The organism is Streptomyces sp. NPDC048277, from assembly GCF_040652235.1.
In the GTDB taxonomy this organism is placed as follows: Bacteria; Actinomycetota; Actinomycetes; order Streptomycetales; family Streptomycetaceae; genus Streptomyces.
The window spans coordinates 312,942-339,621 of sequence record NZ_JBEZLQ010000002.1 but is presented as its reverse complement, the minus strand read 5'-3'; the positions used below and the strand labels follow the sequence as shown (position 1 = coordinate 339,621).

The following is a 26,680-nucleotide window of genomic DNA, read 5'->3' as shown; positions in this document are numbered from 1 at the left end:
GATCCCGGGCGCCCTCTTCGTCGTACAGGAAAAGGAGCAGGAGCAGGAGCAGGTCAGCTCTGCTTCGTCCCCGACCCCGCCTCGTCCTTCACCTCGTCGGCGGCCTCGTCCTCGGCTTCGGACTTGTCGTCCTCGGAGGAAGCCTCCGCCTCGGGAGCCTCCTTCGCCTCGGCGGCCACAGCAGACTCAGCGGACTCGACCGTCTCGGTCTCGCCGTCGGCCTCGACGTCACCCTCGGCGACGCCCGGCTCGACCACCGCCTCACGGCCCGGCCGCTTCTTCGTGGACAGCACGATGTACAGCACCGCGAGCAGGAAGACGATCATCGCGGTCCAGTCGTTGAGCCGCAGACCGAGGATGTGGTGGGCGTCGTCGACGCGCATGTACTCGATCCAGCCGCGGCCCACGCAGTACGCGGCGACGTACAGCGCGAACGCCCGCCCGTGCCCGAGCGTGAACCGGCGGTCGGCCCACATCACGAGGAAGGCGACGCCGATGCACCACAGCGACTCGTAGAGGAACGTCGGGTGGTAGTAGCCGGGGACGCGGCCGCCCTCCGAGGAGGTGATGTGCAGGGCCCACGGAAGGTGCGTCTCGCGGCCGTACAGCTCCTGGTTGAACCAGTTGCCCCAGCGGCCGATCGCCTGGGCGAGGGCGATACCGGGGGCGATGGCGTCGGCGTAGGCCGGAAGCGGGATGCCCCGGCGCCGGCAGCCGATCCACGCGCCCACCGCACCGAGCGCGATCGCGCCCCAGATACCGAGACCGCCCTGCCACACCTTGAACGCGTCGACCCAGTCACGGCCCTGGCTGAAGTACAGCTCGTAGTCCGTGATCACGTGGTAGAGACGCCCGCCGACCAGGCCGAACGGCACGGCCCAGACCGCGATGTCGGCCACGGTGCCGGTCCGCCCGCCCCGGGCGATCCAGCGCTTGTTTCCGAGCCAGACGGCTACGAAGACACCGATGATGATGCAGAAGGCGTAGCCGCGCAGCGGGATGGGACCGAGGTGGATCACTCCGCGCGAAGGGCTGGGAATGTAGGCAAGATATTCCATGGCAGGGTCGACGCTACCGTGCCGGACCGGGCCGACGGCAACCAGCCCGGCTACGGCTCCATAACAGGGGCGTGAGAATCGCTTACCCCCCTCTATTGCTTGTTCGCGTCCTCGACAAGCTGCTTCAGCTTGTCCGGGGTCATGGTCTGGTCCTGGTAGATGTTCTTGCCGTCCAGCAGGACGGTCGGCGTGCCGCTGAACTTGCCCGCCTGGAAGGCCTCGTTGGACTTCACGACCCAGGCGTTGTGCGTGCCGTTCCTGACGCACTTCTCGAACGTCGGCGTGACCAGCCCGTCGACCTTGCCCGCGAGCTCGATCAGCTTGTCGTCGCTGGAGAACGCGTCGTCCGTTTCCTTCGGCTGGTTCTCGTACAGCACGTCGTGGAAGTCACGGAACCTGCCCGCGTCCTGGGCACAGGCCGCCGCGTTGCCCGCGTGCCGGGAGCCGCTGCCGCCGAGGTTGCCGTCGATCAGCGTGACCAGGTGGTACTCGATTCTGAGCTTGCCGGAGTCGACCAGTTCGTGCAGCGTCGGCCGGTACGCCGTCTCGAAGGCCTGGCAGGCCGGGCAGCGGAAGTCCTCCCAGACGGTGAGCGTCGCCTTGGCGCCGTCCTTGCCGACCGGGATCGCGAGGCTGTCCTTGCCCTGCGCGCCCGAGGGCGCCACGACCGGGCCCGAGCTCGCGCTGTTCTTGTCCTTGCCCGCGTGCGCGGCGATCACGCCGATCACCGCGGCCAGGCCCAGGACACAGACGACGCTCGCGCCCACGATCAGCGCGCGCCGTCGCTTCTCCGCGGACTTCTGCCTCTCGCGCTCGGCCGCCAGTCGCTCGCGGGCCATCCGCTTTCCGTCACGATTCTTCTCGCTCACACCCCCAGAACGAACCGGGGAGGCGCACCGCGCCTCCCCGGTCCCAGGTCCACCCGTTCGAGTGACCGAATGTTCTGTCGTGCCTGACGTGCCCGAAAGGTACGCCGAGGGTCACGCCTGGCCGCGCACGCCCTTCGCCAGGTCCCCGGCGAGTTCACGGACGGCCGCGAGGCCGGCCGCGTGGTCCGGCGCGTCCAGCATCCGCTTCACGAAGGCCGAGCCGACGATCACCCCGTCGGCGAAACCGGCGACCTCGGCGGCCTGGGCCGCGTTGGAGACGCCGAGGCCGACGCAGACGGGCAGCTCGGCACCGGTGGCGCGGGTGCGTTCCACCAGGTCCTGGGCCTGCGCCCCGACCGATTCACGCGTACCGGTGACACCCATCAGCGAGGCCGCGTAGACGAAGCCGCTGCCCGCCGCCGTGATCTGCGCGAGCCGCTCGTCCTTGCTGCTCGGCGCCACCACGAAGACCGTGGCGAGGCCGTGCTTCTCGGCGTGCTCCCGCCACAGCGCCGACTCCTGGACCGGCAGGTCGGGCAGGATGCAGCCCGCGCCGCCCGCCTCGGCGAGCTCGGCGGTGAAGCGCTCGACGCCGTAGCGGTCGATGGGGTTCCAGTACGTCATCACGAGGATCGGCCTGCCGGTGGCCTCGTAGGCCTCCTTGACCGTGCGCATGACGTCCGCGATCTTGACGCCGCCGCGCAGGGCGATGTCGTCGGCGGTCTGGATGACCGGACCGTCGAGGACCGGGTCGCTGTGCGGCAGACCGACCTCGACGACGTCCGCGCCGCCGTCCAGGACGGCCTTGATCGCCTCGATGCCGCCGTCCACGGTCGGGAACCCGGCCGGGAGGTAGGCGATGAGTGCGGCGCGGCCCTCGGTCCGGGCACCGGCGAGGGTGTCCGACAGCAGCTGAATGTTCCCGCTCACTTGGCGTCCCCCGCGATCTCGGCGGTGCCGGCGGCGTCGGCCGCGACCTCGGCATCGGTGTCGTACAGGCCGAAGTAGCGCGCGGCCGTGTCCATGTCCTTGTCGCCGCGGCCGGACAGGTTGACGACGATCAGCCCGTCCTTGCCGAGTTCCCTGCCGACCTCCAGGGCGCCGGCGAGGGCGTGGGCGCTCTCGATGGCCGGGATGATGCCCTCGGTGCGGGACAGCAGGCGCAGGGCCTGCATGGCCGCGTCGTCGGTGACCGCGCGGTACTCGCCGCGGCCGGAGTCCTTGAGGTAGGAGTGCTCCGGGCCGATGCCCGGGTAGTCCAGACCGGCCGAGATCGAGTACGGCTCGGTGATCTGGCCCTCCTCGTCCTGCAGGACGTAGGACCGGGAGCCGTGCAGGATGCCGGGCTCGCCGGCGGTGAGGGTGGCCGCGTGCTCGCCGGTCTCGATGCCGTGGCCTGCCGGCTCGCAGCCGATGAGGCGAACGCCCTCGTCGGGGATGAACGCGTGGAAGAGGCCGATGGCGTTGGAGCCGCCGCCGACGCAGGCGATCGCCGCGTCGGGGAGACGGCCGGCGCGCTCCAGGATCTGGCGGCGGGCCTCGACGCCGATGACCCGGTGGAAGTCGCGGACCATGGCCGGGAAGGGGTGCGGTCCCGCGACCGTACCGAAGAGGTAGTGGGTGTGGTCGACGTTGGCCACCCAGTCGCGGAACGCCTCGTTGATGGCGTCCTTGAGCGTACGGCTGCCGGACTTCACGGCGATGACCTCGGCGCCGAGGATGCGCATCCGGGCCACGTTGAGGGCCTGCCGCTGGGTGTCGATCTCGCCCATGTAGATGGTGCAGTCGAGGCCGAACAGGGCGCAGGCCGTCGCCGTCGCGACGCCGTGCTGGCCGGCGCCGGTCTCCGCGATCACCCGGGTCTTGCCCATGCGCTTGGTGAGCAGGGCCTGGCCGAGCACGTTGTTGATCTTGTGCGAGCCGGTGTGGTTCAGGTCCTCGCGCTTGAGGAAGATCCGGGCGCCGCCCGCGTGTTCCGCGAAGCGGGGGACCTCGGTGAGGGAGCTGGGGCGGCCGGTGTAGTGGACCATCAGGTCGTCGAGCTCGCGCGCGAACTCGGGGTCGTGCTTGGCCTTGTCGTACTCGACGGCGACCTCGTCCACGGCGGCGACGAGGGCCTCCGGGATGAACTTGCCGCCGAATGCGCCGAAGTAGCCCTCGGCACTGGGCACCTGGCCCTCCGGGGCAGGGAAGAAGTAGTCGCTGGGCATGCGGAAACCTCACGGTGAGTGTGTGGAAAGACACTATTCGCCGTGGGGCGAGGGGTTTGTCTGTCGGCTGCGGGCCGTCAGTGGCTTGTCGCGCAGTTCCCCGCGCCCCTAAAGGGCGCGCTGCCATCGGCGGCCGTTTACCTGCCCGGGTTCGTCGCCGATGACGTACCGCACGCGACGGCCGTGGACACGCCTCGCAGGGGCTCGGCAGCCCCTCGGGCGGCAGCCGCGCGCCAGGCGGGCGTACCGGTCCACTGTCGTCGTCACCGTGAGAGTCATCGGGTTCAGCCTACCGGGTGATCAGCTCCGGCCGTGCCGCAGTGCCGGGTGTTCGCCCGCCGCCACCAGGTCGGCCACCGCCGACTTGGGGTCGCGGCCCGTCACCAGGGACTCGCCGACCAGGACCGCGTCGGCGCCCGTGTTGGCGTAGGCGATCAGGTCGTGCGGGCCGCGGACGCCGGACTCGGCGACCTTGACGATGTGGTCGGGGATCTCGGGGGCCACCCGCTCGAAGGTGGAGCGGTCGACCTCCAGGGTCTTCAGGTTGCGCGCGTTGACGCCGATCACCTTGGCGCCCGCGTCCACCGCGCGCTCGACCTCGTCCTCGTCGTGGACCTCCACGAGCGGGGTGAGGCCGATGGAGACCGCGCGCTCGATCAGCGACTCCAGGGCCGGCTGGTCGAGGGCGGCGACGATCAGCAGCGCGAGGTCGGCGCCGTACGCGCGGGCCTCCCACAGCTGGTACGACGTGACGATGAAGTCCTTGCGCAGCACCGGGATGTCCACCCGGGCCCGGACCGCCTCCAGGTCGGCCAGCGAGCCGCCGAAGCGGCGCTGCTCGGTCAGGACCGAGATGACGGCCGCGCCGCCCGCCTCGTAGTCCGCGGCGAGCCCGGCCGGGTCGGCGATCGCGGCCAGCGCGCCCTTGGACGGGCTGGAGCGCTTGACCTCACAGATGACCTTGACGCCCTCACCGCGCAGCGCGGCCACACCGTCCTTGGCGGCAGGCGCCTTCGCCGCGCGCTCCTTGAGCTCGTCGAGGCTGACGCGTGCCTGCCGTTCCGCGAGGTCGGCACGGACTCCGTCGATGATCTCGTCGAGCACACTCACGCGAGCGGCCCCCTTTCGGACGGTTCTTCCAGGCGGTCAAATCCCATGAGCCAAAAAACTCATGGTCACTGCGATGGTATCCGGAGGACGGCGTAGGCCTCACATCCGATGGACCGCGGTCCCATTACCTGGACGTTCACAAGTTGATCAAGGATGCAACCAGCCACCGAAGGGCAGGTTCCGGACAACCGTGAAGACCAGCACCAACACGCCCAGGCTCCACATCTGCACCGGCCTGAGCTCGATCCGGGCGGGCCGGCCGCGCACCGCGCGCACCACCCAGACGGTCCACACCACGGCGAAGGCCAGATAGGCGACGACGCCCGCCGCGTTGTCCTGCAGCGCGGCCAGGAAGTCCCCGTGGACGAACGCGTGCGCGCTGCGCAGGCCGCCGCAGCCGGGGCAGTACAGACCGGTGAGCCGGTAGAGGGGGCAGACCGGGTAGTGGCCGGGCTGGTTGGGGTCGACGGTGCCGACATAGGCGAAGGCCCCGACGACGGCGGCCATCACTCCGGCGGGCACGGCCAGCCGTCCCCGGAGGGAGGGCAGCGCCGGCGGGGCGGCTGCGGTCGCGGCTGCGCTGTGGCTGTCGGCGTTCACGCCTCGCATTGTGCCCCGTACGGTCGGCACACGCGCGAGGAGGGGCGCCCGAATTCGGGCGCCCCTCCTCGGAAAAGCTCTGGTCGGTCAGCCCTCGGCGGCGACCGGCTCGCGGGTGACGACCGGGGCGGAGTGCGACATCACCAGGGCGCCACCGTTGTCCCGCTTCGGCATACCAAGACCCATGGACCGCATGACCATGCCCACGACACCACCGAGGACCACGATCACCATGCCGGCCCAGAAGCCGAGCGGCTGGGCCATCACCATGAAGGCGCCCGCGACGCAGAAACCGATGAAGGCGATGGTGACGCCGGTCCAGGCGGCCGGGGTGTGACCGTGGCTGCTGCCCGCCATGACTTGCTCCTCGTTGCTCGTACGTGTCCTTCCGGACGCTCGTCCTCCATTGTCCCGTACTCACCCGCGTGCGGTGAGCGGGGGTGGCGTCTGGTTCGCCACATCGACCGAAGCGCCCCGTCAGCTGTGGCGCCCCGCAGGGGCGCGGGGAACTGCGCGACCGGCCCCCACGCACCCGCGGACAACCGACAAACCTGTCTCGGCCCCCCTAAGCGGAGCGCTCACGCACCGGTCGGGTCCTCGCCCCGGTCCAGCGCCTTCCAGATGTCCTCGGGCCGGTCCGGGTCGACCGGCTTCGGCGCGCGGCGCGGCCGCTGCGTGCCCATGCCGCGCTCGTAGCGGCCGGACATGGCGGGCCAGTGGCGGCCGTAGCGCAGCGCGAGCAGCCCGGCGATCAGGATGAGCGCGCCGCCGGCCGCGGCGACGTAGGGCCAGCCGGTGTGGCTGAGGGCGGCGACCGTCGCGGATGTGTCGCCGCTGACCTCGGCGGCCCGCTCGTCGAGCGCGGAGCCGTCGGAGGCGCCCAGCAGGGCCGCGGCGAGGATGCCGGCGCCGGAGAGCGCGAGCACTCCGGAGACCAGGAAGCGGCCGGCCCTGCGGACCGCGAAGACGGCGACGAGCGCGGCGAGGCCCACTATGGCGAGGGCCGCGGGGACGCCCGTGACGTCGCTGCCCTTGGCGGTCAGCGGGAAGGCGCCACCGGCCACCGTCGTGGTGCCCTCCGCCCAGCGCTGCCTGCTGGACAGCAGGGCCACGGCCACGCCGAGCGCACCGAACAGCAGCGCGACGGCGAGGCTGCGGCGGCCGGACCGCTCGGGCGCGGCGGATTCGGAAGTGGGGTGAGGAGCAGCAGTCACGTAGTCCACTATCGCTTGAACCCCGGGCGAACGGTCATCCGGGGTCGAGTGAGAAGCGCCCCACCTGCCCGGTCCGAGCGCCCTACTTGCCGAGCCTGTTGGCCGTGTGCACCGCCCGCAGGACCGCCGCCGCCTTGTTGCGGCACTCCTGGTCCTCGGCGACCGGGTCCGAGTCGGCGACGATGCCGGCGCCGGCCTGGACGTACGCCGTGCCGTCCCGGAGCAGGGCCGTGCGGATGGCGATGGCGGTGTCGGAGTCGCCGGCGAAGTCGAGGTAGCCGACGCAGCCGCCGTACAGCCCCCGCCTCGACGGCTCCAGTTCGTCGATGATCTGCATCGCCCGGGGCTTGGGGGCGCCGGAGAGGGTGCCGGCCGGGAAGCAGGCGGTGAGGACGTCGAAGGCGGTGCGGCCCTCGGCGACCTTTCCGGTGACCGTCGAGACGATGTGCATGACGTGCGAGTACCGCTCGACGGACATGAAGTCGACGACCTCGACGGAGCCCGGCTCGCAGACCCGGCCCAGGTCGTTGCGCCCGAGGTCGACGAGCATGAGGTGCTCGGCGCGCTCCTTGGGGTCGGCCATCAGCTCGTCGGCGAGCGCCTGGTCCTCCTGCGGGGTGGCCCCGCGCGGGCGGGTGCCGGCGATGGGGTGGACCATGGCCCGGCCGTCCTCGACCTTGACGAGGGCCTCGGGGGACGAGCCGACGACGTCGAAACCGTCGAAGCGGAACAGGTACATGTACGGCGACGGGTTGGTGGCCCTGAGGACCCGGTAGACGTCCAGCGCGGCGGCCGTGCACGGGGTCTCGAAGCGCTGCGAGGGGACGACCTGGAAGGCCTCGCCCGCGCGGATGCGCTCCTTGATGTCCTCGACCGCGACCTGGAAGTCGGGGCCGCCCCACAGCGCGGAGTACTCGGGGAGTTCGGAGGGCGGCAGGACGGCAGGGGGCTGGGCGACCGCGCGGGAGAGGTCGGCCTCCATGGCGTCGAGACGGGCGATCGCGTCGGCGTACGACTCGTCGACACCCGTGTCCAGGTCGTTGTGGTTGATCGCGTTGGCGATCAGCAGGACCGAGCCCTCCCAGTGGTCCATGACGGCCAGGTCGCTGGTGAGGAGCATGGTCAGCTCGGGGAGCCGGAGGTCGTCCCGCTCCCCGGGGCCGATCTTCTCCAGGCGGCGCACGATGTCGTAGCCCAGATAGCCGACCATGCCGCCGGTGAAGGGCGGCAGGCCCTCCTGGTGGGGGGTGTGCAGGGCCTCGATGGTGGCGCGCAGGGCGGCCAGCGGGTCGCCCTCGACGGGCACGCCGACGGGCGGGGCGCCGAGCCAGTGGGCCTGGCCGTCGCGGGCCGTCAGGGTCGCCGCGCTGCGGACGCCCACGAACGAGTAGCGGGACCAGGAGCGGCCGTTCTCGGCGGACTCCAGCAGGAAGGTGCCGGGGCGCTCGGCGGCGAGCTTGCGGTAGAGCGCGACCGGGGTGTCGCCGTCGGCGAGGAGCTTGCGGGTGACCGGGATGACGCGCCGGTCGGTCGCCAGCTTGCGGAAGGTCTCGAGGTCCATGGCGGCAGACCTTACTGATCCGAGGCGGGTACGCCGGAATCGGCGCCTTCGTGAGCGTGCTCGGCGTCCTTGAGGAGCACGTCGGCGTCGAAGCAGGTGCGGTCGCCGGTGTGGCAGGCGGCGCCCACCTGGTCGACCTTGACCAGCACGGTGTCGGCGTCGCAGTCGAGGGCGACGGACTTGACCCACTGGAAGTGGCCGGAGGTGTCGCCCTTGACCCAGTACTCCCGGCGGCTGCGCGACCAGTAGGTGCAGCGGCCGGTGGTGAGGGTGCGGTGCAGCGCCTCGTCGTCCATCCAGCCGAGCATCAGTACCTCGCCGGTGTCGTACTGCTGGGCGATGGCGGGGAGGAGGCCGTCGGCGCTGCGCTTGAGGCGGGCGGCGATCTCCGGGGCGAGGCCGCTGGGCTGGGGCGTGCCGGTCGTACTGGTCATGGGTGCCATTGTGCCGCGCGCCACCGACAGTCACGGTCCGTGTCCACTGTCCGGACGGTGAGTGTGGTCGTAGGCTGATCTCATGTCGACCTTCGCCAAGCGTGAACGGCTTCTGCTCGCCGACCTCTTGGAGACCGCCGGTCCCGAGGCACCGACCCTCTGCGAGGGCTGGGTGACCCGTGATCTGGCCGCGCACGTGGTGGTGCGCGAGCGCCGGCCGGACGCGGCCGGGGGCACGGTGCTCAAGCAGCTCGCGCCACGGCTGGAGAAAGTGACGGCGGAGTTCGCCGCGAAGCCGTACGAGGAGCTGATCCAGCTGATCCGTACCGGCCCGCCGCGGTTCTCGCCGTTCCAGCTCAAACAGGTCGACGAGGCGGCCAACACCGTGGAGTTCTACGTCCACACGGAGGACGTCCGCCGCGCCCAGCCGGACTGGTCGCAGCGCGAGCTGGACCCGGTCTTCCAGGACGCCCTGTGGACCCGCCTGGAGCGCACCGCCCGGCTGCTGGGGCGCGGGGTGCCCACGGGCCTGGTGCTGCGCCGCCCGGACGGCCAGACGGCGGTCGCGCACCGCGGCGCGCCGGTGGTGACCGTGACGGGCGAGCCCTCCGAGCTGCTGATGTTCGCCTTCGGCCGGCTGAACGCGGCGAAGGTCCAGGTGGACGGCGACGAGAACGCGGTCGCCAAGCTGAACGAGTCCAAGCAGCTGGGCATCTGAGGAGCACACGATGATCAAGGTCGCGATGACGAGTGTCTACGTCGACGACGTGACCAAGGCGCACGCCTTCTACACGGACGTCCTCGGCTTCGAGACCCGCACCAACCTCGACCTGGGCGGGGGCACCCTGTTCATCACCGTCGGCGCGCCCGGCGGGGCCCAGCAGGACCTCCAGCTGCTCCTGGAGCCCGGCCAGGGCCCCATCGCGGAGCCGTACCGCAAGGCGGTGTACGAGGCGGGGCTCCCGGCGATCGTCTTCTCGGTCGACGACATCCAGTCGGAGTACGACCGTCTGCGCGCCCTCGGTGTCCGGTTCACGCACGAGCCGCAGGAGCAGGGGCCGGTGATCGCGGCCGTGCTCGACGACACGGTCGGCAATCTCATCCAGCTGGCCCAGCGCAAGGGCTGAGGGCCGGGGGCCGGGAGCTGGGGCCTCAGCGGGGCAGTTCGGCCCGGCGCAGCGCCGGTACGGCCAGGGCGACGACCCCGCCGAGCCCGCAGACGGCGGCGCTGACGACGTACACCGGGCCGAGCCCGAAGGCGCCGACGGCGGCGGCCGAGACGGGCATGCTCAGCGGGGCGAACCCGAGGCTGACCAGCCCGGACACGGCGGTGACCCGGCCCAGGCAGGCGGGGTCGCCCTGGGTCTGCAGCAGCGCGGCGCACATCGCGCCGCTGAGTCCGGCGAACAGCCCGATCAGCAGGGCGACGCCGACCGCGCCGACGAGGCTCGGTACGAAGGCGAGGGCGCCGATGGCGACGGCGCCGACGAGGATCGCGCACCCGGCGACGAGACCGGCGCGGGGCAGCCGGCCCCGGACGGTCAGCAGCAGCGAGGCGGCACCGGCGCCGACCCCGAACCCGGCGAGCACCCAGCCCATCCCGGCGGCGCCCCAGCCGCGCCGGTCGGCGAGCAGGGTGAGACCGACGTTGAGGGGGCCGACGAATCCGAAGTCGCCGAGTGCGATGGCCAGCATCAGCGGCGCCAGGACCCGGTGACGGCGGATGTACCCGAGACCGGCGCGCAGATCCTGCCACGGGGTGGTCACCGCAACCACGGCACTGTCCTCCGCCCCCGGCAGCGGACCGGACTCGGCGCCTTGACCAACCGCCCGCGCTTCCCGCGCCGGGCCGGACTCGCCGCCCCGAGCACCAGCCTCCGCTCCCCGCACCAGGCCGGATTCGGCGCCCCGAGTGTCGGCCGGCGCCGCCGCGCCGGTCTCGTCGGGGGCGGCCGGCGTCTCTCGCCCGGGTCCGGTCGCCTCCCGCCCTGGTCCGGTCGTGTCGGCGCTGCCCGTCGTCGGCAGGTCCCGTATGCGTACCGCCATCAGCAGCGGCACCGAGACGGCTATGAGCAGCCCGGCGAGGGCGAAGGCGGTTGCCGCGCCGCCGACGGCGATGCCGAGGCCGCCCAGAGGAGCGCCGGCGACGCTCGCAAAGCGGGTGGCGAGGCCGCGCATGCCCTGGACGCGCGCGAGCTGATCGCGGGTCGTCACGCGCGCGGGGAGGGCACCGACAGCGGGCATGAACACGGCGTCGACGGTGCCGAAGACCAGGGCGAGCGCGGCCAGCGGCCACAGGCCCGGGCCGGTCAGGAACAGCAGCGCCGCCACGGCGAGCACGGCCGCGCAGCGCACCGCGTCGCTGCCGATGACCACCCGGCGCGGCCCGAGCCGGTCGGCGACCACCCCGCCGAACAGCATCAGCAGGGCTCTGGGCAGCGCGCTGACGGACATCACGACCCCGGCCTGGGTGGGCGAGCCGGCCTGTACGGCGGCCCAGGAGAGGGCGATGTAGTAGACGCTGTCGCCGACCATCGACGAGGTGTAGGCGGCCAGCCAGCGCAGGACGTCGGGGTCGCGGTGGGCGGGGCGGTGAACCGCGGGAGCGGGGGGTACGAGGGTCGCGGTCACGGACGTGAGCCCTTCTCAGACGCGGAACGGGAAGCCGTACACGTACAGCGCCACGTGCTCGCGCCCTTCGGTGTCGCCGTTCGCCTCGGCGGCCCGGCCCTTCTCGTCGTACCTGTGCAGAAGAGCCTCCAACTCACCTCGCAGAGCGGTGAGTTCCGCCGGGGTCAGCCGCATCCAGGACTCGCTGTCGACGGACGCGGTGTTCCAGTCGGGACTCCAGGTGGGGCGCTCGTCCAGGTAGCGGCGGTAGCGCGCGGCACGCTGCTCGTGGAAGAGCCGGGTGGCGGCGAGGTGGGCGGCGGCCTTCTCCGGTTCGCCGCGGGGGTCGGCGTCCCGGATGCTCACCCCGTCCGACGCACGCTGCCACCACCGCTCCCGGCCGTCCCCGGACTGCGGCTCCGCCTCCTCGATCAGCCCGTGCTCCGCCAGCTTGCGCAGGTGGTAGCTGACCAGGGACACGGCCTCGTCCACGTGCTCGGCGAGCCGGGACGCCGTCGCGACCCCCTCGACGGACAGCAGCCGGTACAGGTCGGCCCGCAGCGGATGCGCGAGGGCCTTCAGCGTGCCCACGTCGGTGATCCGGCGGTTCTCCTTGCTTGCCATGCCCACGACCCTAGATACGAAAGAAAAGTTGCGCAATTAATTTTGCGCAACTTCCCTTTCGTATCGGCGCAGGGTCACCGCACGGGGTGTCCCGCCTCCCGCAGCGTCTGCTTCACCTCACCGATCCGCAGGTCGCCGAAGTGGAAGACGGAGGCCGCGAGGACCGCGTCCGCGCCCGCCGTGATGGCCGGGGGGAAGTGGGACAGCCGGCCGGCGCCGCCGGAGGCGATGACCGGGACCGTGACGTGCTTGCGGACGGCGGAGATCATCTCCAGGTCGTAGCCGTCCTTGGTGCCGTCCGCGTCCATCGAGTTGAGCAGGATCTCCCCCGCGCCCAGCTCGGCGGCCCGGTGCGCCCACTCGACCGCGTCGATGCCGGTGCCGCGGCGGCCGCCGTGGGTGGTGACCTCGAAGGAGCCCGACTCGGTACGGCGGGCGTCGACGGAGAGGACCAGCACCTGACGGCCGAAGCGTTCCGCGATCTCACGGATGAGGTCGGGGCGGGCGATCGCCGCCGTGTTGACGCCCACCTTGTCGGCGCCGGCCCGCAGCAGCTTGTCGACGTCCTCGGCGGTGCGCACACCACCGCCCACCGTCAGCGGGATGAACACCTGCTCGGCGGTGCGGCGCACCACGTCGTACGTGGTCTCCCGGTTGCCGGAGGACGCGGTGATGTCCAGGAAGGTCAGCTCGTCGGCGCCCTCCGCGTCGTACACCTTGGCCATCTCGACCGGGTCGCCCGCGTCGCGCAGGTTCTGGAAGTTGACGCCCTTGACGACCCGGCCGTTGTCCACGTCCAGGCAGGGGATGACTCGGACCGCCAGGGTCATGAATCCACGGCTCCTCTGTATGCCTCTAGCTCTACTTCGACCAGGATGCGCGGGTCGACGAAGCCCTCCACCACCAGCAGGGTGGACACCGGGCGCACCCCGTCGAAGAACTCCTTGTGGGCCCGGCCCACCGCGTCCACGTCCCGTACGTGGGTCAGGTACATCCGGGTCCGGATCACGGACGCGACGTCGAGCCCGAACTCGCCGATCGCCTCGACGGCGCTGGTGAACGCCACCTTGGCCTGTTCGTACGGGTCGCCCTCCCCGTACAGCACCGGGCCCTTGAAGGACGTCGTCCCGCCCACCACCACACGGTCGCCCGCCGCCACGGCGCGTGCGAAACCGAAGGACTCTTCCCAGGGACTCCCGCTCTGCACACGTCGAACGGCATCGGACGTCATGACGAGACTGCCTCCAGTGCTTCTTCCAAGGTGAACGCCTTGGCGTACAGGGCCTTGCCGACGATGGCGCCCTCGACACCGAGGGGTACCAGGCCGGCGAGCGCGCGGAGGTCGTCCAGCGACGACACGCCGCCGGAGGCCACGACCGGCCGGTCCGTGGCCGCGCAGACGTTCTTCAGGAGCTCCAGGTTCGGGCCCTGCAGAGTGCCGTCCTTGGCGATGTCGGTGACCACGTACCGCGCGCAGCCCTCCTTGTCGAGGCGGGCCAGCGTCTCGTAGAGGTCGCCGCCGTCGCGGGTCCAGCCGCGGCCGCGCAGGGTGGTGCCCTTGACGTCCAGCCCCACCGCGATCTTGTCACCGTGCTCGGCGATGACCTTGGCGACCCACTCCGGGGTCTCCAGGGCGGCCGTGCCGAGGTTCACCCGGGTGCAGCCGGTGGCGAGGGCGGCGGCCAGGGTGGCGTCGTCGCGGATGCCGCCGGAGAGCTCGACCTTGATGTCCATGGCCTCGGTGACCTGGGCGACCAGCGCCCTGTTGTCGCCGGTGCCGAACGCGGCGTCCAGGTCGACCAGGTGCAGCCACTCGGCGCCCGCGCCCTGCCAGGAGAGGGCGGCTTCGAGGGGGGAGCCGTAGGAGGTCTCGGTCCCCGACTCGCCGTGCACGAGGCGGACGGCCTGGCCGTCGCGGACGTCGACGGCGGGGAGGAGTTCGAGCTTGCTCACAGTGTTCCGATCCAGTTGGTGAGGAGCTGGGCGCCGGCGTCGCCGGACTTCTCGGGGTGGAACTGGGTGGCCCACAGGGCGCCGTTCTCCACGGCGGCCACGAACGGCTTGCCGTGCGTCGACCAGGTCACCAGCGGGGCCCGCAGCGCCGGGTTCGCCGTCTCCAGGGTCCAGTCGTGGACCGCGTAGGAGTGCACGAAGTAGAAGCGCGCGTCGTCGTCCAGGCCGGCGAACAGCTCGGAGCCGGCCGGGGATTCGACCGTGTTCCAGCCCATGTGGGGCACGATCTCGGCCTGGAGCGGCTCGACCGAGCCGGGCCACTCGTCGAGGCCCTCGGTCTCCACGCCGTGCTCGATACCGCGCGCGAACAGGATCTGCATGCCGACGCAGATGCCCAGCACCGGCCGTCCGCCGGACAGCCGGCGGTCGATGATCCAGTCCCCGCGGGCCTCCTTCAGGCCCTGCATACAGGCGGCGAAGGCGCCGACGCCCGGCACCAGCAGCCCGTCCGCGTTCATGGCCCTGTCGAAGTCACGGGTGATCTCGACGTCGGCCCCGGTGCGGGCGAGGGCCCGCTCGGCGGACCGGACGTTCCCGAAGCCGTAGTCGAAGACGACGACCTTTTTCGACGGAGCGGTCAATTCCACACCTCCAGCCTCATGACGCCCGCCACCAGGCACATCGCGGCTCCTATCGAGAGCAGCACGATCAGGCTGGTGGGCATCTTCTGCTTGGCGAAGGAGATGATTCCGCCGACCAGGAAGAGGCCGACGACGATCAGGACGGTGGACAGCCCGTTCATGGCTTTACAGCGCACCCTTCGTGGAGGGGAGGATGCCGGCCGCGCGCGGGTCGCGCTCGGAGGCGTAGCGCAGCGCCCTGGCGAGCGCCTTGAACTGGCACTCCACGATGTGGTGCGCGTTGCGCCCGTACGGCACGTGCACGTGCAGGGCGATCTGCGCCTGGGCGACGAAGGACTCCAGGATGTGCCGGGTCATCGTGGTGTCGTACTCGCCGATCATCGGCGCCATCTTCTCGGGCTCGGTGTGCACGAGGTATGGGCGGCCGGAGAGGTCGACGGTGACCTGGGCGAGGGACTCGTCCAGCGGGACCGTGCAGTTGCCGAACCGGTAGATGCCCACCTTGTCGCCGAGGGCCTGCTTGAAGGCGGCGCCGAGGGCGAGGGCGGTGTCCTCGATGGTGTGGTGCGAGTCGATGTGCAGATCGCCGTCGGTCTTCACGGTGAGGTCGAACAGACCGTGCCGGCCGAGCTGGTCGAGCATGTGGTCGTAGAAGCCGACGCCGGTGGCGATGTCGGTCTTGCCGGTGCCGTCGAGGTCGATCTCGACGAGGACCGAGGTCTCCTTGGTGGTGCGCTCCACGCGCCCTACGCGGGTCATGCGTCCAGCTCCTTCTTGACTTCACGTACCGCGTCGAGGAACGCGTCGTTCTCCTCGGGGGTTCCGGCGGACACCCGCAGGAAGCCGGGCACTCCGTTGTCCCGGACGAGGACCCCCCGGTCGAGGATCTTCTGCCAGACGGCGTGCGGCTCCTCGAACCGCCCGAACTGCACGAAGTTGGCGTCGGACTCGGTGACCTCCAGGCCCACCGCCCGCAGCTCGGCGACCAGCCGGTCCCGCTCGGCCTTCAGCTGCTCGACGTACTTCAGCAGCGTGTCGGTGTGCTCCAGGGCGGCCAGCGCGGTCGCCTGGGTGATCGCCGACAGGTGGTACGGCAGCCGTACGAGCTGTACGGCGTCCACCACGGCCGGGTGCGCGGCGAGGTAGCCAAGGCGCAGGCCGGCCGCACCGAAGGCCTTCGACATGGTCCGGGAGACGACGAGATTCGGCCGGCCTTCGAGCAGCGGCAGCAGCGAGTCGCCGTGGCTGAACTCGATGTAGGCCTCGTCCACCACGACCATCGAGGGCCTGGCGGCCTGGGCGGCCTCGTAGAGCGCGAGGACCGTCTCGGGCGGCACCGCGTTGCCCGTGGGGTTGTTGGGGGTGGTGATGAAGACGACGTTCGGCCGGAGCTCGGCGATGGCCCGGGTGGCGGATTCGACGTCGATCGTGAAGTCGTCGTTGCGCGGACCGGAGACCCAGGCCGTGCCGGTGCCCCGCGCGATCAGCGCGTGCATCGAGTACGACGGCTCGAAGCCGATCGCGCTGCGGCCGGGGCCGCCGAAGGTCTGCAGCAGCTGCTGGATGACCTCGTTGGAGCCGTTGGCCGCCCAGACGTTCTCGACGGCGAGCGGGTGGTTTCCGGTCTTCGTCAGGTACTTGGCCAGCTCGGTGCGGAGCTGGACCGCGTCCCGGTCGGGGTAGCGGTTCAGGTCGCGAGCCGCCTCGCGCACCCGCTCCACGATCCGCTCGACCAGCGGCTCGGGCAGCGGGTACGGGTTCTCGTTGGTGTTCAGCCGTACGGGGACGTCCAACTGGGGCGCGCCGTAAGGGGACTTGCCGCGCAGCTCGTCCCGGACGGGGAGATCGTCGATGCCTGTCACTTGCCCTCGGGTACCTTCCAACCGAACCTTGCCTTGATCGCCGCGCCGTGCGCGGGCAGGTCCTCCGCCTCCGCCAGCGTGACCACGTGATGCGCGACCTCGGCCAGCGCGTCCTTGGTGTAGTCGACGATGTGGATGCCGCGCAGGAACGACTGCACGGACAGGCCGGAGGAGTGGCACGCGCAGCCGCCGGTGGGCAGCACGTGGTTGGACCCGGCGGCGTAGTCGCCGAGCGAGACCGGCGCCCAGGGCCCGATGAAGATCGCGCCCGCGTTCTTCACCCGGTCGGCCACCGCGGCGGCGTCGGCCGTCTGGATCTCCAGGTGCTCGGCGCCGTACGCGTCGACGACCCGCAGGCCCTCCTCGACGCCGTCGACCAGGACGATCGCGGACTGCCTGCCCTTGAGGGCGGGGACGATCCGGTCGGCGATGTGCTTGGTGGCCGCGACCTGCGGCTCCAGCTCCTTCTGCACCGCGTCCGCCAGCTCGACGGAGTCGGTGACCAGGACGGCGGCGGCCAGCGGGTCGTGCTCGGCCTGGCTGATCAGGTCGGCGGCGACGTGCACCGGGTCCGCGGTGGAGTCCGCCAGGACGGCGATCTCGGTCGGTCCCGCCTCGGCGTCGATGCCGATCCTGCCGGTGAAGTAGCGCTTGGCGGCGGCCACCCAGATGTTGCCGGGGCCGGTGACCATGGTGGCGGCCGGGCAGGACTCGGTGCCGTGCGCGAACATCGCGACGGCGGTGGCGCCGCCCGCCGCGTACACCTCGTCGACGCCGAGCAGGGCGCAGGCGGCGAGGATCGTCGGGTGCGGCAGCCCCCCGAACTCGGCCTGCGGCGGCGAGGCGAGAGCGATGGACCCGACGCCGGCCTCCTGCGCGGGCACCGCGTTCATGATCACGGAGGACGGGTAGACCGAGCGGCCGCCGGGCGCGTACAGCCCGACGCGCTCCACGGGCACCCACTTCTCGGTCACCGAGCCGCCGGGCACCACCTGGGTCGTGTGGGTCGTACGGCGCTGCTCGCGGTGGACGAGACGGGTACGCCGGATGGACTCCTCCAGGGCCGCGCGCACGGCCGGGTCGAGTTCGGCCAGGGCCTTTTCGAGCGCCTCGGCGGGCACCCGCACCCTCTCCAGCGTGACTCCGTCGAACTTCTCGGCGAAGTCGATCAGCGCCGCGTCACCCCGATGATGCACGGCCTCGCAGATCGGACGCACCTTCTCCAGGGCGGCCGAGACGTCGAAGTCGGCTCGGGGCAGCAGGTCGCGCAGGGCGGGTCCCTCGGGAAGGGCGTCGCCGCGCAGATCGATTCGGGAGATCACGGAATCAATTCTCTCAGACGGCACTCGGGGCCCGTCCGCGCGTATCAATGGCTGATACAGACCGTGAGCCGAGGGCCGGTGCACAGCCTGGCCGGAACCCGGAAGATCGCGTTCACGTCTTGTGTTCGGGATCTCACGCACCGGGCATCACCGGTGGTACCGAAACACGACTCGCGAGTAGCCGGGGAAGAAGGAAGCACCGTGACCGAGGGGGTCCGGGACGGGGAACTGCCGGACGATCTGACCGCGGCCGAGGCCGGGATGTGGCAGGCCTTCCGCAATGGCAGTGTGTACGACCTGAGCAGCGGGGACGCGCGCGTCGACGATCCGCACGGCGGCCATCCATGGGGGCCGGAGCGGACCGTGCGGGCGCGGATCGTCTGCTGGCTGCTGCTCGACGGGCCGCCGGCGCTCGCGGGCCGGGTGCCCTCGCTGAAGCTGGTCGGCGTGCGGATCACCGGCCCGCTGGACCTGGCGGGCGGCACGGTCACGCCGTACGTGGAGCTGCGGGGCTGCCGGTTCGACGACGAGATCCTGCTGCCGGAGGCGCACTTCACCACCGCGCGGTTCGTGGACTGCGCGGCGCCGCGCCTGGAGGCGGCCCGGGTGCGCACCGAGGGCGACCTGCATCTGCCGCGCTGCCGGTTCCTGGGCGGGGTCCGGCTGACCGACGCGCACATCGGGACCGATCTGCTGCTGAACCAGGCGGTGGTGTACCGGGACCGCAGCGGCCGGTCGATCGCGGCGGACGGCATGACCGTCGGCCAGGACCTCCAGGCGGAGCTCCTGGAGTCGCACGGGGAGCTGAGCCTGCGCAGCGCCAAGGTGGGCGTCTCGCTGAGCCTGCGCGGCGCGCAGCTGCGCAATCCCGACGGGCGGTACGCGCTGAACGCGCCCCAGCTGACCGTCGGCCGCACCCTCTACCTCACCCCGGCCGGGGTGGGCGGCCCCTGGCAGAGCGGGACGACCCCGCCGCGCGGGACGCGGATCCAGCGGTTCGAGTGCCGGGGCGGGATCCGGCTGGACGACGGGCGGTTCGGGGACGCGGTCGACCTGGAGCGGGCCCGGTTCACCTTCACGGATGACCACGAGCTGTCGCTGCGCCGGGTGCAGGCGCCGGAGCTGCGGTTCCTCGGGGAGGAGCCGCAGCGCGGCCGGGTGTGGCTGTCCGGCGCCCGGGTCGTCAACCTGGTGGACCACGCGACCAGCTGGCCGGGCCCCGGACGGCTGCACATGGGCGGCTTCGCCTACGAGAACCTGGTCCCGCAGGGCCCGTTCCCGCTGACCCGGCGCCTGGACTGGGTGGCGGCGGCGACCGCCGAGTACAACCCGGAGCCGTACGAGCGGCTGGCGAGCGTGCTGCGGGCCGCCGGGGAGGACGAGGACGCGCGCGAGGTGCTGCTCGCCAAGCAGCGCCGGCGCCGCGAGACGCTGCCGCTGGCCGCCAAGCTCTGGGGGTACGCGCAGGACCTGACGGTGGCCTACGGCTACCGGCCGGGCCGGGCCGCGGTGTGGATGGCGGTGCTGTGGGCGGCGGGCACGCTCGCCTTCGCGCACGCCCCGCACCCGCCGATGAACTCCGGCGGCCATCCGGTCTGGGACCCGGCCCTCTTCGTCCTCGACCTGCTGCTGCCGGTGATCGACCTGGGCCAGGTCGGCCAGTGGCGGTTCAGCGGCGGCTGGCAGTGGGCGGCGGCCGTGATGATCCTGCTGGGCTGGATCCTGGCGACGACGGTGGCGGCGGGGGCGACGAGGCTGCTGAGGCGGGGGTAGCCGTCTGTTGCGGTCTGTTGCCGTCTGTTGCCGCGGGGCGCCTCCGGCGTTCTCCCGGGCCCTGACAGGCGCCTCCCGACAGGGACCTCCTGACAGGTATCGAACAGATGAGCAACAGTCACCTTTTACCCGGCCTTGACCCGCGCACGTACAACTTTCATGGAGTTGGCCTTTGCGTCTGGCGCTGCCCCGACCTGCGGACTTTCAATGGTCGACACCATGGCTTCGCTGCGCGCGCTCTTCCGTTCCGCACGGAGGGCAACGACCGGTCCACGCCTCGCCCCCGGAGCACTCCCGGCCGACGACGAGGTCCTCCTCGACGCGCCCGACGAACGGCTCGCCCCCGTGCTGGTCGCGGCCGGCCGGGGCGAGTACGAGCCCGCCGCGAAGCTGCTGGCCGGCACCCGCGGGGCGGCCGCGTGGGAGGAACGCGACCGGTACGTCCACCGGCTCGCCCTCTTCGCCCGCTCCCGCACGGAATGGCTCGACGGGTGGTCCGACGCCGCCCCGAGCGACCCGGACCTCCTGCTGGTCGAGGCCCAGCTCGCGGTGGACCGGGCCTGGGACTCCCCGGCCCGTGCCGAACTGCTGCGCCCGGTGAGCGCGCGGATCACGGCCGCCGCCCGCGGTGACGACCGGGACCCGGTGCCGTGGCGGCTCGCCCTGGACCACGCCCGCGGCTCGAACGCCGGCCACAAGTACTTCGAGGAGTTGTGGGAGGCGGCGATCCGCCGCGCCCCGCACCACTACGGCTGCCATGTGGCGGCCCTGCGCTATCTGGCCACGCACTGGCACGGCTCGCACCGCGAGTGCTTCGACTTCGCCGACCTGGCCGCGCAGGACGCCCCGCCGGACTCGCTCGTCCAGGCCCTGCCGGCCCGCGCGGCCTTCGCCTATCTCACCGACGGCTGCGGACCCGAGGTGCCGCGCGCCCGCCTGGACGCGGCGGCCGACCGGGCGATCGGCCTCTCCGCCCGGTTCCCGGCGGCCGACCCCTGGCCGGCCGAGACCCGCAACAAGCTGATGTACCTCCTGGTCCGCCTGGAACGCTGGGAGGACGCGCGCGCCCAGCTGCACCTCATCGGCCCGTACGCCACGTCGTTCCCGTGGGACCGCCTGTCCGACGACCCGCTGGGCCATTTCGTACGGCTGCGCGCCCACCTGCTGGCCGGTACCGAACCGCTCCCCGATGCCGTACTGATCCCCTCACCGAGGGTCGCGGTACGCCCACGGGCCGAGCACGGCGGGCATGTCCCCGCCGATGACCACTAGGCTGTGGCGCCGTGACCACCGTCCGTCTCCCCCTCTTCCCCCTGAACTCGGTGTTGTTCCCGGGGCTGGTGCTGCCGCTGAACGTCTTCGAGGAGCGGTATCGCGCCATGATGCGCGATCTGCTGAAGACGCCCGAGGAAGAACCACGCCGGTTCGCCGTCGTGGCGATCCGCGACGGCCACGAGGTGGCACCGAGCGCGCCGGGCATGCCGGACTCCACGGCCCAGCCGGAGAAGGGCCCGGCGGCCGGCTTCGGCCCCGACCCCCTCAAGTCCTTCCACCGGGTGGGCTGTGTGGCGGACGCGGCGACGATCCGGGAGCGGGCCAACGGCACGTTCGAGGTGCTGGCGACCGGGACGACCCGGGTGCGGCTGCTGTCCGTCGACACGTCGGGCCCGTTCCTGACGGCGGAGCTGGAGGAACTGCCGGAGGAACCGGGCGACGAGGCCGGCGCGCTGGCCGAGGGGGTGCTGCGGGCCTTCCGCCAGTACCAGAAGCGCCTGGCGGGCGCGCGGGAGCGGTCGCTGTCCACCGGGGCGGACCTCCCCGACGAACCGGCGGTCGTCTCCTACCTGGTCGCGGCGGCGGTGATGCACGACGTCCCCACCAAGCAGCGTCTGCTCCAGGCCCCCGACACGGCCTCCCGCCTCCGCGACGAGCTGAAACTCCTTCGCTCCGAGACGGCGATCATCCGTAACCTGCCGTCGTTGCCCGCGGCGGAGCTGACGCGGTCGCCGACGAGTCTGAACTGAGCCGGAGTTTCCTGTCATGCCGAAGAAGCCGAACAAGAAGCAGCAGCAGTCCGCGGGCGGCACCCCGGCGACGGTGGCCCTGACCTCGGCGGGCGTGGACTTCACCGTCCACTCCTACGACCACGACCCCTCCCACCCGTCCTACGGCGAGGAGGCGGCGGAGGCGATGGGCGTGTCTCCCGACCGTGTCTTCAAGACCCTGGTGGCGGACGTCGACGGCACGCTCACGGTCGCCGTCGTCCCGGTGGCGGGCAGCCTGGACCTCAAGGCCCTGGCGACGGCGGTGGGCGGCAAACGCGCGGCGATGGCGGACCCGACCCTGGCGGAACGCACGACGGGCTACGTCCGGGGCGGTATCTCCCCCCTGGGCCAGCGCAAGAAGCTCCCGACGGTCCTGGACGCGTCGGCCTCCGGCCACCCCACGATCTGCGTCTCGGCGGGCCGCCGGGGCCTGGAGGTCGAACTGGCCCCGTCGGCCCTGGCCGACCTCACGAACGCGACCGTGGCGCCCATCGGGCGTGCGTGACCTCTCGACGCGGGTCCCGTTCTGGGTTAAGTACGGGAGACATGTCGAAGAAAACGCGGAAACGAAAGTGGCGCGTGAAGAAGGGCCGCTCGAACCATGGACGCCGGCCGGCGTAGGGGGCGGGGGCGCGGGCAGTCTGCCGACTGCGGGGCGTGAGTGGCTGGTCGCGCAGTTCCCCGCGCCCCTGAGTTTCTCCACGCGAAAGCTACGCCTGCGGAGCCGCGTACGGGCCGTCCTCGTACGGGGGCTCGGGGTCACGGGGACCGAACAGCGCCGTCAGTCCCAGGTGCACCAGCAACCCCGCCAACGACCACGCCAGCAACGCCCCCTTCGCCCCGAGCTTCAGCGGCGCCGAGAACGTCACCCCCTTCCCCACGGCCTTGGCATGGGCGATCACATCCTGCTGCGGGCCCAGCCACACCCCCACCCGCCACGCGAGCAGCGACCCCAGAAGCCCTCCGACCCCCAGCGCCACCACCAGCGGCACACCCCCACGCCGCCGCCACAGGAACACCGCGACCGCGCTCACGGCCCCGAACGCCAGCGCCAGCAGCGTGAACGTACTGTCCACCCCCGCCGCCTGCTCCCCCTCGGTGTCCTTGAGGTAGACCACCCAGCTCTTGCCGGACTGGTCCCCCACCAGCGGCACATGCGGCGCCAGCCACAGCCACAGCAGCCCGAGCAGCACCCCGCTCACGGCGACCGCGACGGCGATCACCGCGCCTTCCCGCAGTTCGGTCTTCATACCGGGACCGTCCTGTCCGTACTCGCCTCCGGCCTCCGCGGCAGGCGGCGGCGCCTGCCAGGCCTGGTGCGAGGACTGGTCGTGCGGCGGCGGAGGCGGCGTCAACGGTGCGGTCACCCTGACATCGTGCCAGGTCGGCCTGTGCGGCGCGTCACCGGACGGCGGCCCGGCGGTACGCCCATGTGGCGACGGCCAGCGACACGACCCCCACCCCGGCGCACACCCCCAGGTCAACGAGGACGGCGGCCCAGTCGGGATGCGCCCCGAAGGTCCGGGCGTATGCCTCCACACCGTACGTCGAGGGCAGCAGATCGCGGGCGAACTGGATGATCCCCGGCATCCGGTCCGGCGGCAGCACCCCGAGCAGCAGCGCCGCCGACATGCCCACCTGCCCGAGCAGCGTGGCGAGTTCGGGACGGGGTGCGAGAAGCCCGCACGCCGCGCCCAGCCCCGCCAGCGCGGCCCCGGCGAGCGGGATCACGGCGACCAGGATCCACAGGTTCCCCAGCGGCAGCCCGAACAGCACACATCCGAACACGGCCGTCACCAGCGTCCCCGGCACCGTGAAGGAGGCGTACGCCGCGGCCGCCCCGAGCACCACCGAGGCCGGCGGCACGGGCAGCGTGGCGTAGTGGTCGAGCCCGCCGCTCGCCCGCAGCTGGCCGAAGTACTGCGCCAGGAGGTTCAGGGCCACGTACGCGACGACGACCACCGACGACCCGGCCACCACGGACTGCGCCTCGCCCCGGCTGTCCACGACCCCCCGCATCATGATCATGATGCCGACGGACTGGAAGGTCGCGACGAACAGCAGCGGGATCCGCGCCACCCGGGCGCGGGACAGCTGCGCCCGGTAGACCGCCACCAGCGACGGCCACAGACGCGCACGCGGGCCCAGCTCGGCCGCCGCTCGCGGCACCGTCTCCTCCACGTCCAGGGCACCGCCGCCCGGCAGAACTTCCGCGGGTACGACACTCACGTCGCGCTGCTCCTCTTCCCAACGGCATCCACGGCACGTACGGCCGCCGCGCCTTCCCGTACGGGCCCGGTCGCCCCGGCGTTCACGTTCACGCCTTCACCAGCCCCTGCCGTGCGTCGCCGCCCAGCGCCAGATAGACGTCCTCCAGGCTGGGCGTGGCGAGGGTGAAGTCGTCGAGGGCGGCGAAGGCGGCGCCGCCGGTCACCGTGGCGACGACGGCACGTGCCTCCTCGGGCGCGAGCCGCAGCGTCCAGCGCCGGCCGGCCTCGACGGCCCGCTCCCGCAGGACGGCCACCTCGGGCACGTCCAGCGGCGCCCGCTCCCGCCACACCAGCTCGACCCGCACCTCGCCGGCGACCCGTTCCTTGAGCCCGGCGGGGGTGTCACAGGCGATGACCCGTCCCTGGTCGAGCACGGCGACCCGGTCGAGCACGGTCTCGGCCTCGATCACGTTGTGGGTGACCAGGACGACAGTCGCGCCCCGTTCGGCGCGCCGCCGGTCCACGGCCGCCCACACGGCCCGCCGGGCCACGGGGTCCATCCCGGTCGTCGGTTCGTCGAGCACGAGAAGCGGCCGCTCCCCGACCAGGGCGGCGGCGAAGCAGGCCAGCCGCCGCTGTCCCCCGGAGAGTTTCCTGAGCGCCCGCCCGGCGATGGGCCCGAGCCCGAGCTCCTCCAGCACGGCATCGCGCTCGCCGCGCGCCTGCCGTACGTCCAGCCCGCGCAGCCGTCCGGTGGTCTCGGCCGCGAGGGACACGGTCAGCTCGTCGAGGGCGCTGGACTCCTGCCCGAGATAGGCGAGGATGCGCGCGGCCCGCTCCGGATGCCGGACGATGTCGTGCCCGAGGATCTCGACACTGCCCGCGTCGGGCCGCAGCAGCCCGGTGAGCTGCCGTACCAGCGTGGACTTGCCGGCCCCGTTCGGCCCGAGCAGCCCGAAGATCTCGCCACGCCGGACATCGAGCTCGACCCCGTCGGTGGCCCGCACCTCGGGCACCCCGGGAGCCCCACGCCGCCCTTTGACCGCGGCATAGGTCTTGGTCAGCCCACGCACGGCACACACGACGTCACTCTGCTGCCGAAGCGCCCGGCCCACGCCCGTACTCACAAGGAATGAGGGTACGGGGTCGACCCCGTTTACTCGCCTTTGGGGCGCCCCGCTTCCCGACTCCGTAGGGTTCAGCGCCCCGCCAGGGGCGCGGGGAACTGCGCGAACGACCCCCACCGGCCCGCAGCCGAAGTCTCCCTGGAGCCCCCTCGATCACTCAGCCGACGCATGCTCCCCGGCCCCCGCCGGCACATCGAACTCCCTCCAGAACCCCGCCCGAATGGCGTACCGGTCGTGCTCGTCGATCTGGTCGTCCTTGTGCGCCAGCAACCCGAACCGGGCCGCGTACCGCAGCAACTCCCCGTCGATCCGATGCGGAATCCGCGGATACATCCCGGACAGCCGCTGCAGATGCCCCTGGTCCCCGAGCCGCGAGATCCACCGCCGTGCGAACACCTGCCCGACCTCGTAGGGATCCCCGCCGACCGTCGTGATGTCCTCCTCACGGTCGGCCCACCGCTGCTCCGCGGTCGTGAGCTGCGCCAGCGTCGGCATGGCGGCGGCCTCCGCCGGTTCCGCGGCGGCTCCGGGCCGGTCCACCCACCCCTTGTCGGAGGACCACCGCAGCGTCGCCGTGGTGGCAGCGGCCTGCACCGGCTGCGCCCCCGGCGCCCGCAGCGCGGCGAGATCCTTCGGCGTGGGCACCCCCTTCGGCGCCGGCACCCGCTCCTGCGCCCCGTTCTCGGCCACGCCGACCACCGGCGCCCGCTCGGCCTCCTCGACCCCCGGCTCCGCGGCGGCCGTCAGCCCGGTGTCCGGCAGCGGCGCCGACAGGATCGCGGCGATCTCCGGCCGCGGCACCGGCGACGGCGCGCAGACGGCCGTCAGCTCCTTCGCCCGTACCGCCTGGGTGATCCACGCCCGGTCCAGGACCCGCCGCTCGTCGGCCTCCGCGACCAAATCCTCGGACTGGTTGTAGTCCCCGTCGGCCGCCTGCACGGCCCACAGGTGTACGGCGACCCCGTGCTCCTTCGCGGCCATCATGCCCGGCAGCAGATCCCCGTCGCCGGTTACCAGCACCACGTCGGAGCAGGCGCGGTTGCGGGCCAGTTCGGTCAGTTCGGCGTGCATGGCCGCGTCCACGCCCTTCTGCGCCCAGCGTCCGTCGCTGCGGGTCAGGGCGCCGAGCCGGACGGTCACCCGGGGCATCACACGCAGGCGGCGGTGTTCCGGCTGGGGAACGCGGTCAGGGGCGCCGTCGAACCAGTAGATGCGCAGCAGCGGGCGCTCGGTGTCCGATTCCGCACGGTCGCGCAACGCCTGGATCAGCGCGGCGTGATCGACGGTGATCCGGGATCGGGAGGGCTCACCGGCGAGGAGACTGGCGGCGGCACCCAGCAGATACCCGGCGTCCACCAGGACGATGCAGCGGTCCACGCGACTCACCCTCTTTCCGGGAGGTTTGCTTTCGGGGCTTCCTTCGAGTCTGCCCGACGGCGCGGGGGTTAACGGCCCGA

The 26,680-nt window shown here is 72.2% G+C and carries 30 protein-coding genes; 6 read left to right on the top strand and 24 right to left on the bottom strand.

The window, feature by feature from the left end:
- Positions 1 to 53: 53 nt before the first annotated feature.
- From lgt to hisI, 10 genes are all read right to left on the bottom strand, one after another.
- Entirely contained in the window at positions 54 to 1,058 is a 1,005-nt protein-coding gene (gene lgt, locus AB0D85_RS06225) for a prolipoprotein diacylglyceryl transferase (RefSeq protein ID WP_362314360.1), read from the bottom strand.
- A gap of 92 nt (positions 1,059 to 1,150) precedes the next feature.
- On the bottom strand, positions 1,151 to 1,927 hold the full coding sequence (locus tag AB0D85_RS06220) for a thioredoxin domain-containing protein (protein ID WP_362314357.1): 777 nt from the start codon (positions 1,925 to 1,927) through the stop codon (positions 1,151 to 1,153).
- Positions 1,928 to 2,038: 111 nt separating this feature from the next.
- A complete protein-coding gene (gene trpA / locus AB0D85_RS06215; protein WP_362314355.1) occupies positions 2,039 to 2,857 on the bottom strand; it encodes a tryptophan synthase subunit alpha in 819 nt (272 codons plus the stop codon).
- Positions 2,854 to 4,137, bottom strand: coding sequence for a tryptophan synthase subunit beta (gene trpB / locus AB0D85_RS06210; RefSeq protein WP_362314352.1), 1,284 nt, complete (start codon positions 4,135 to 4,137; stop codon positions 2,854 to 2,856). Before trpB ends, trpA begins: the two co-directional genes overlap by 4 nt.
- A gap of 300 nt (positions 4,138 to 4,437) precedes the next feature.
- On the bottom strand, positions 4,438 to 5,247 hold the full coding sequence (gene trpC, locus AB0D85_RS06205; protein WP_362314349.1) for an indole-3-glycerol phosphate synthase TrpC: 810 nt from the start codon (positions 5,245 to 5,247) through the stop codon (positions 4,438 to 4,440).
- A gap of 147 nt (positions 5,248 to 5,394) precedes the next feature.
- The gene (locus AB0D85_RS06200; protein WP_362314346.1) at positions 5,395 to 5,856 is read right to left on the bottom strand and encodes a DUF2752 domain-containing protein; all 462 of its coding nucleotides are present in this window, start codon (positions 5,854 to 5,856) and stop codon (positions 5,395 to 5,397) included.
- Positions 5,857 to 5,934: 78 nt separating this feature from the next.
- Complete coding sequence (locus AB0D85_RS06195; protein ID WP_362314344.1) at positions 5,935 to 6,204, bottom strand: HGxxPAAW family protein; 270 nt, start codon at positions 6,202 to 6,204, stop codon at positions 5,935 to 5,937.
- Between the two features lie 221 nt (positions 6,205 to 6,425).
- The gene (locus tag AB0D85_RS06190; protein WP_362314341.1) at positions 6,426 to 7,070 is read right to left on the bottom strand and encodes a TIGR02234 family membrane protein; all 645 of its coding nucleotides are present in this window, start codon (positions 7,068 to 7,070) and stop codon (positions 6,426 to 6,428) included.
- A 73-nt stretch (positions 7,071 to 7,143) separates the two neighbouring features.
- Entirely contained in the window at positions 7,144 to 8,622 is a 1,479-nt protein-coding gene (locus tag AB0D85_RS06185; RefSeq protein ID WP_362314339.1) for an anthranilate synthase component I, read from the bottom strand.
- 11 nt (positions 8,623 to 8,633) lie between these two features.
- Positions 8,634 to 9,056, bottom strand: a complete 423-nt coding sequence (gene hisI / locus AB0D85_RS06180; RefSeq protein WP_362314336.1) for a phosphoribosyl-AMP cyclohydrolase — start codon at positions 9,054 to 9,056, stop codon at positions 8,634 to 8,636.
- Between the two features lie 82 nt (positions 9,057 to 9,138).
- Between hisI and AB0D85_RS06175 the strand changes: the two genes are divergently transcribed.
- Together AB0D85_RS06175 and AB0D85_RS06170 are read left to right on the top strand one after the other, a co-directional pair.
- Positions 9,139 to 9,774 carry a TIGR03085 family metal-binding protein gene (locus tag AB0D85_RS06175; protein WP_362314333.1) on the top strand — a complete coding sequence of 212 codons (636 nt, stop codon included), beginning with the start codon at positions 9,139 to 9,141 and terminating at the stop codon, positions 9,772 to 9,774.
- A gap of 10 nt (positions 9,775 to 9,784) precedes the next feature.
- Positions 9,785 to 10,183 (top strand): VOC family protein, encoded by a 399-nt coding sequence (locus AB0D85_RS06170; RefSeq protein WP_362314331.1) that lies wholly within the window; start codon positions 9,785 to 9,787, stop codon positions 10,181 to 10,183.
- A gap of 25 nt (positions 10,184 to 10,208) precedes the next feature.
- Here AB0D85_RS06170 and AB0D85_RS06165 read toward each other — a convergent pair whose 3' ends face one another.
- The 10 genes from AB0D85_RS06165 to hisD form a co-directional block, all read right to left on the bottom strand.
- Positions 10,209 to 11,687 (bottom strand): MFS transporter, encoded by a 1,479-nt coding sequence (locus tag AB0D85_RS06165; RefSeq protein WP_362314329.1) that lies wholly within the window; start codon positions 11,685 to 11,687, stop codon positions 10,209 to 10,211.
- Positions 11,688 to 11,702: 15 nt separating this feature from the next.
- On the bottom strand, positions 11,703 to 12,290 hold the full coding sequence (locus AB0D85_RS06160) for a helix-turn-helix domain-containing protein (RefSeq protein ID WP_362314326.1): 588 nt from the start codon (positions 12,288 to 12,290) through the stop codon (positions 11,703 to 11,705).
- A gap of 74 nt (positions 12,291 to 12,364) precedes the next feature.
- Positions 12,365 to 13,120, bottom strand: coding sequence for an imidazole glycerol phosphate synthase subunit HisF (gene hisF / locus AB0D85_RS06155; RefSeq protein WP_362314323.1), 756 nt, complete (start codon positions 13,118 to 13,120; stop codon positions 12,365 to 12,367).
- Positions 13,117 to 13,521 (bottom strand): RidA family protein, encoded by a 405-nt coding sequence (locus AB0D85_RS06150; protein ID WP_362314320.1) that lies wholly within the window; start codon positions 13,519 to 13,521, stop codon positions 13,117 to 13,119. Before AB0D85_RS06150 ends, hisF begins: the two co-directional genes overlap by 4 nt.
- A complete protein-coding gene (gene priA, locus AB0D85_RS06145; protein WP_362314318.1) occupies positions 13,518 to 14,243 on the bottom strand; it encodes a bifunctional 1-(5-phosphoribosyl)-5-((5-phosphoribosylamino)methylideneamino)imidazole-4-carboxamide isomerase/phosphoribosylanthranilate isomerase PriA in 726 nt (241 codons plus the stop codon). Before priA ends, AB0D85_RS06150 begins: the two co-directional genes overlap by 4 nt.
- Positions 14,240 to 14,890 carry an imidazole glycerol phosphate synthase subunit HisH gene (hisH, locus tag AB0D85_RS06140; RefSeq protein WP_362314315.1) on the bottom strand — a complete coding sequence of 217 codons (651 nt, stop codon included), beginning with the start codon at positions 14,888 to 14,890 and terminating at the stop codon, positions 14,240 to 14,242. The genes priA and hisH overlap by 4 nt, the downstream gene beginning before the upstream one ends.
- A complete protein-coding gene (locus tag AB0D85_RS06135) occupies positions 14,881 to 15,045 on the bottom strand; it encodes a hypothetical protein (protein WP_043500011.1) in 165 nt (54 codons plus the stop codon). The genes hisH and AB0D85_RS06135 overlap by 10 nt, the downstream gene beginning before the upstream one ends.
- 4 nt (positions 15,046 to 15,049) lie before the next feature.
- Entirely contained in the window at positions 15,050 to 15,643 is a 594-nt protein-coding gene (hisB, locus tag AB0D85_RS06130) for an imidazoleglycerol-phosphate dehydratase HisB (protein WP_123977923.1), read from the bottom strand.
- A complete protein-coding gene (locus AB0D85_RS06125) occupies positions 15,640 to 16,746 on the bottom strand; it encodes a histidinol-phosphate transaminase (RefSeq protein WP_362314311.1) in 1,107 nt (368 codons plus the stop codon). The genes hisB and AB0D85_RS06125 overlap by 4 nt, the downstream gene beginning before the upstream one ends.
- Complete coding sequence (hisD, locus tag AB0D85_RS06120) at positions 16,743 to 18,068, bottom strand: histidinol dehydrogenase (RefSeq protein ID WP_362314308.1); 1,326 nt, start codon at positions 18,066 to 18,068, stop codon at positions 16,743 to 16,745. The genes AB0D85_RS06125 and hisD overlap by 4 nt, the downstream gene beginning before the upstream one ends.
- 261 nt (positions 18,069 to 18,329) lie before the next feature.
- Between hisD and AB0D85_RS06115 the strand changes: the two genes are divergently transcribed.
- From AB0D85_RS06115 to ybaK, 4 genes are all read left to right on the top strand, one after another.
- Positions 18,330 to 19,841 carry an oxidoreductase gene (locus AB0D85_RS06115; protein WP_362315191.1) on the top strand — a complete coding sequence of 504 codons (1,512 nt, stop codon included), beginning with the start codon at positions 18,330 to 18,332 and terminating at the stop codon, positions 19,839 to 19,841.
- Positions 19,842 to 20,048: 207 nt separating this feature from the next.
- Entirely contained in the window at positions 20,049 to 21,113 is a 1,065-nt protein-coding gene (locus AB0D85_RS06110; protein ID WP_362314305.1) for a hypothetical protein, read from the top strand.
- A gap of 11 nt (positions 21,114 to 21,124) precedes the next feature.
- A complete protein-coding gene (locus tag AB0D85_RS06105; protein WP_362314302.1) occupies positions 21,125 to 21,865 on the top strand; it encodes an LON peptidase substrate-binding domain-containing protein in 741 nt (246 codons plus the stop codon).
- A gap of 16 nt (positions 21,866 to 21,881) precedes the next feature.
- Positions 21,882 to 22,391 carry a Cys-tRNA(Pro) deacylase gene (gene ybaK / locus AB0D85_RS06100; RefSeq protein WP_362314299.1) on the top strand — a complete coding sequence of 170 codons (510 nt, stop codon included), beginning with the start codon at positions 21,882 to 21,884 and terminating at the stop codon, positions 22,389 to 22,391.
- A 205-nt stretch (positions 22,392 to 22,596) separates the two neighbouring features.
- Here ybaK and AB0D85_RS06095 read toward each other — a convergent pair whose 3' ends face one another.
- The 4 genes from AB0D85_RS06095 to AB0D85_RS06080 form a co-directional block, all read right to left on the bottom strand.
- Positions 22,597 to 23,253, bottom strand: a complete 657-nt coding sequence (locus AB0D85_RS06095) for an AAA family ATPase (RefSeq protein WP_362314296.1) — start codon at positions 23,251 to 23,253, stop codon at positions 22,597 to 22,599.
- Positions 23,254 to 23,287: 34 nt separating this feature from the next.
- Positions 23,288 to 24,115, bottom strand: a complete 828-nt coding sequence (locus AB0D85_RS06090; RefSeq protein WP_362314292.1) for an ABC transporter permease — start codon at positions 24,113 to 24,115, stop codon at positions 23,288 to 23,290.
- Between the two features lie 88 nt (positions 24,116 to 24,203).
- The gene (locus AB0D85_RS06085) at positions 24,204 to 25,178 is read right to left on the bottom strand and encodes an ABC transporter ATP-binding protein (RefSeq protein ID WP_362314289.1); all 975 of its coding nucleotides are present in this window, start codon (positions 25,176 to 25,178) and stop codon (positions 24,204 to 24,206) included.
- A 198-nt stretch (positions 25,179 to 25,376) separates the two neighbouring features.
- On the bottom strand, positions 25,377 to 26,600 hold the full coding sequence (locus tag AB0D85_RS06080; RefSeq protein ID WP_362314286.1) for an NYN domain-containing protein: 1,224 nt from the start codon (positions 26,598 to 26,600) through the stop codon (positions 25,377 to 25,379).
- Between the last annotated feature and the right edge of the window lie 80 nt (positions 26,601 to 26,680).

Excerpts from the sequence above, each read along its gene's own strand:
- lgt (WP_362314360.1), bottom strand. The coding sequence starts at position 1,058 with ATGGAATATCTTGCCTACATTCCCAGCCCTTCGCGCGGAGTGATCCAC.
- trpB (WP_362314352.1), bottom strand. The coding sequence starts at position 4,137 with ATGCCCAGCGACTACTTCTTCCCTGCCCCGGAGGGCCAGGTGCCCAGT.
- AB0D85_RS06200 (WP_362314346.1), bottom strand. The coding sequence starts at position 5,856 with ATGCGAGGCGTGAACGCCGACAGCCACAGCGCAGCCGCGACCGCAGCC.
- AB0D85_RS06195 (WP_362314344.1), bottom strand. The coding sequence starts at position 6,204 with ATGGCGGGCAGCAGCCACGGTCACACCCCGGCCGCCTGGACCGGCGTC.
- AB0D85_RS06185 (WP_362314339.1), bottom strand. The coding sequence starts at position 8,622 with ATGGACCTCGAGACCTTCCGCAAGCTGGCGACCGACCGGCGCGTCATC.
- hisI (WP_362314336.1), bottom strand. The coding sequence starts at position 9,056 with ATGACCAGTACGACCGGCACGCCCCAGCCCAGCGGCCTCGCCCCGGAG.
- AB0D85_RS06175 (WP_362314333.1), top strand. The coding sequence starts at position 9,139 with ATGTCGACCTTCGCCAAGCGTGAACGGCTTCTGCTCGCCGACCTCTTG.
- AB0D85_RS06170 (WP_362314331.1), top strand. The coding sequence starts at position 9,785 with ATGATCAAGGTCGCGATGACGAGTGTCTACGTCGACGACGTGACCAAG.
- AB0D85_RS06160 (WP_362314326.1), bottom strand. The coding sequence starts at position 12,290 with ATGGCAAGCAAGGAGAACCGCCGGATCACCGACGTGGGCACGCTGAAG.
- hisF (WP_362314323.1), bottom strand. The coding sequence starts at position 13,120 with ATGACCCTGGCGGTCCGAGTCATCCCCTGCCTGGACGTGGACAACGGC.
- AB0D85_RS06150 (WP_362314320.1), bottom strand. The coding sequence starts at position 13,521 with ATGACGTCCGATGCCGTTCGACGTGTGCAGAGCGGGAGTCCCTGGGAA.
- AB0D85_RS06135 (WP_043500011.1), bottom strand. The coding sequence starts at position 15,045 with ATGAACGGGCTGTCCACCGTCCTGATCGTCGTCGGCCTCTTCCTGGTC.
- hisB (WP_123977923.1), bottom strand. The coding sequence starts at position 15,643 with ATGACCCGCGTAGGGCGCGTGGAGCGCACCACCAAGGAGACCTCGGTC.
- AB0D85_RS06115 (WP_362315191.1), top strand. The coding sequence starts at position 18,330 with ATGTGGCAGGCCTTCCGCAATGGCAGTGTGTACGACCTGAGCAGCGGG.
- AB0D85_RS06110 (WP_362314305.1), top strand. The coding sequence starts at position 20,049 with ATGGTCGACACCATGGCTTCGCTGCGCGCGCTCTTCCGTTCCGCACGG.
- ybaK (WP_362314299.1), top strand. The coding sequence starts at position 21,882 with ATGCCGAAGAAGCCGAACAAGAAGCAGCAGCAGTCCGCGGGCGGCACC.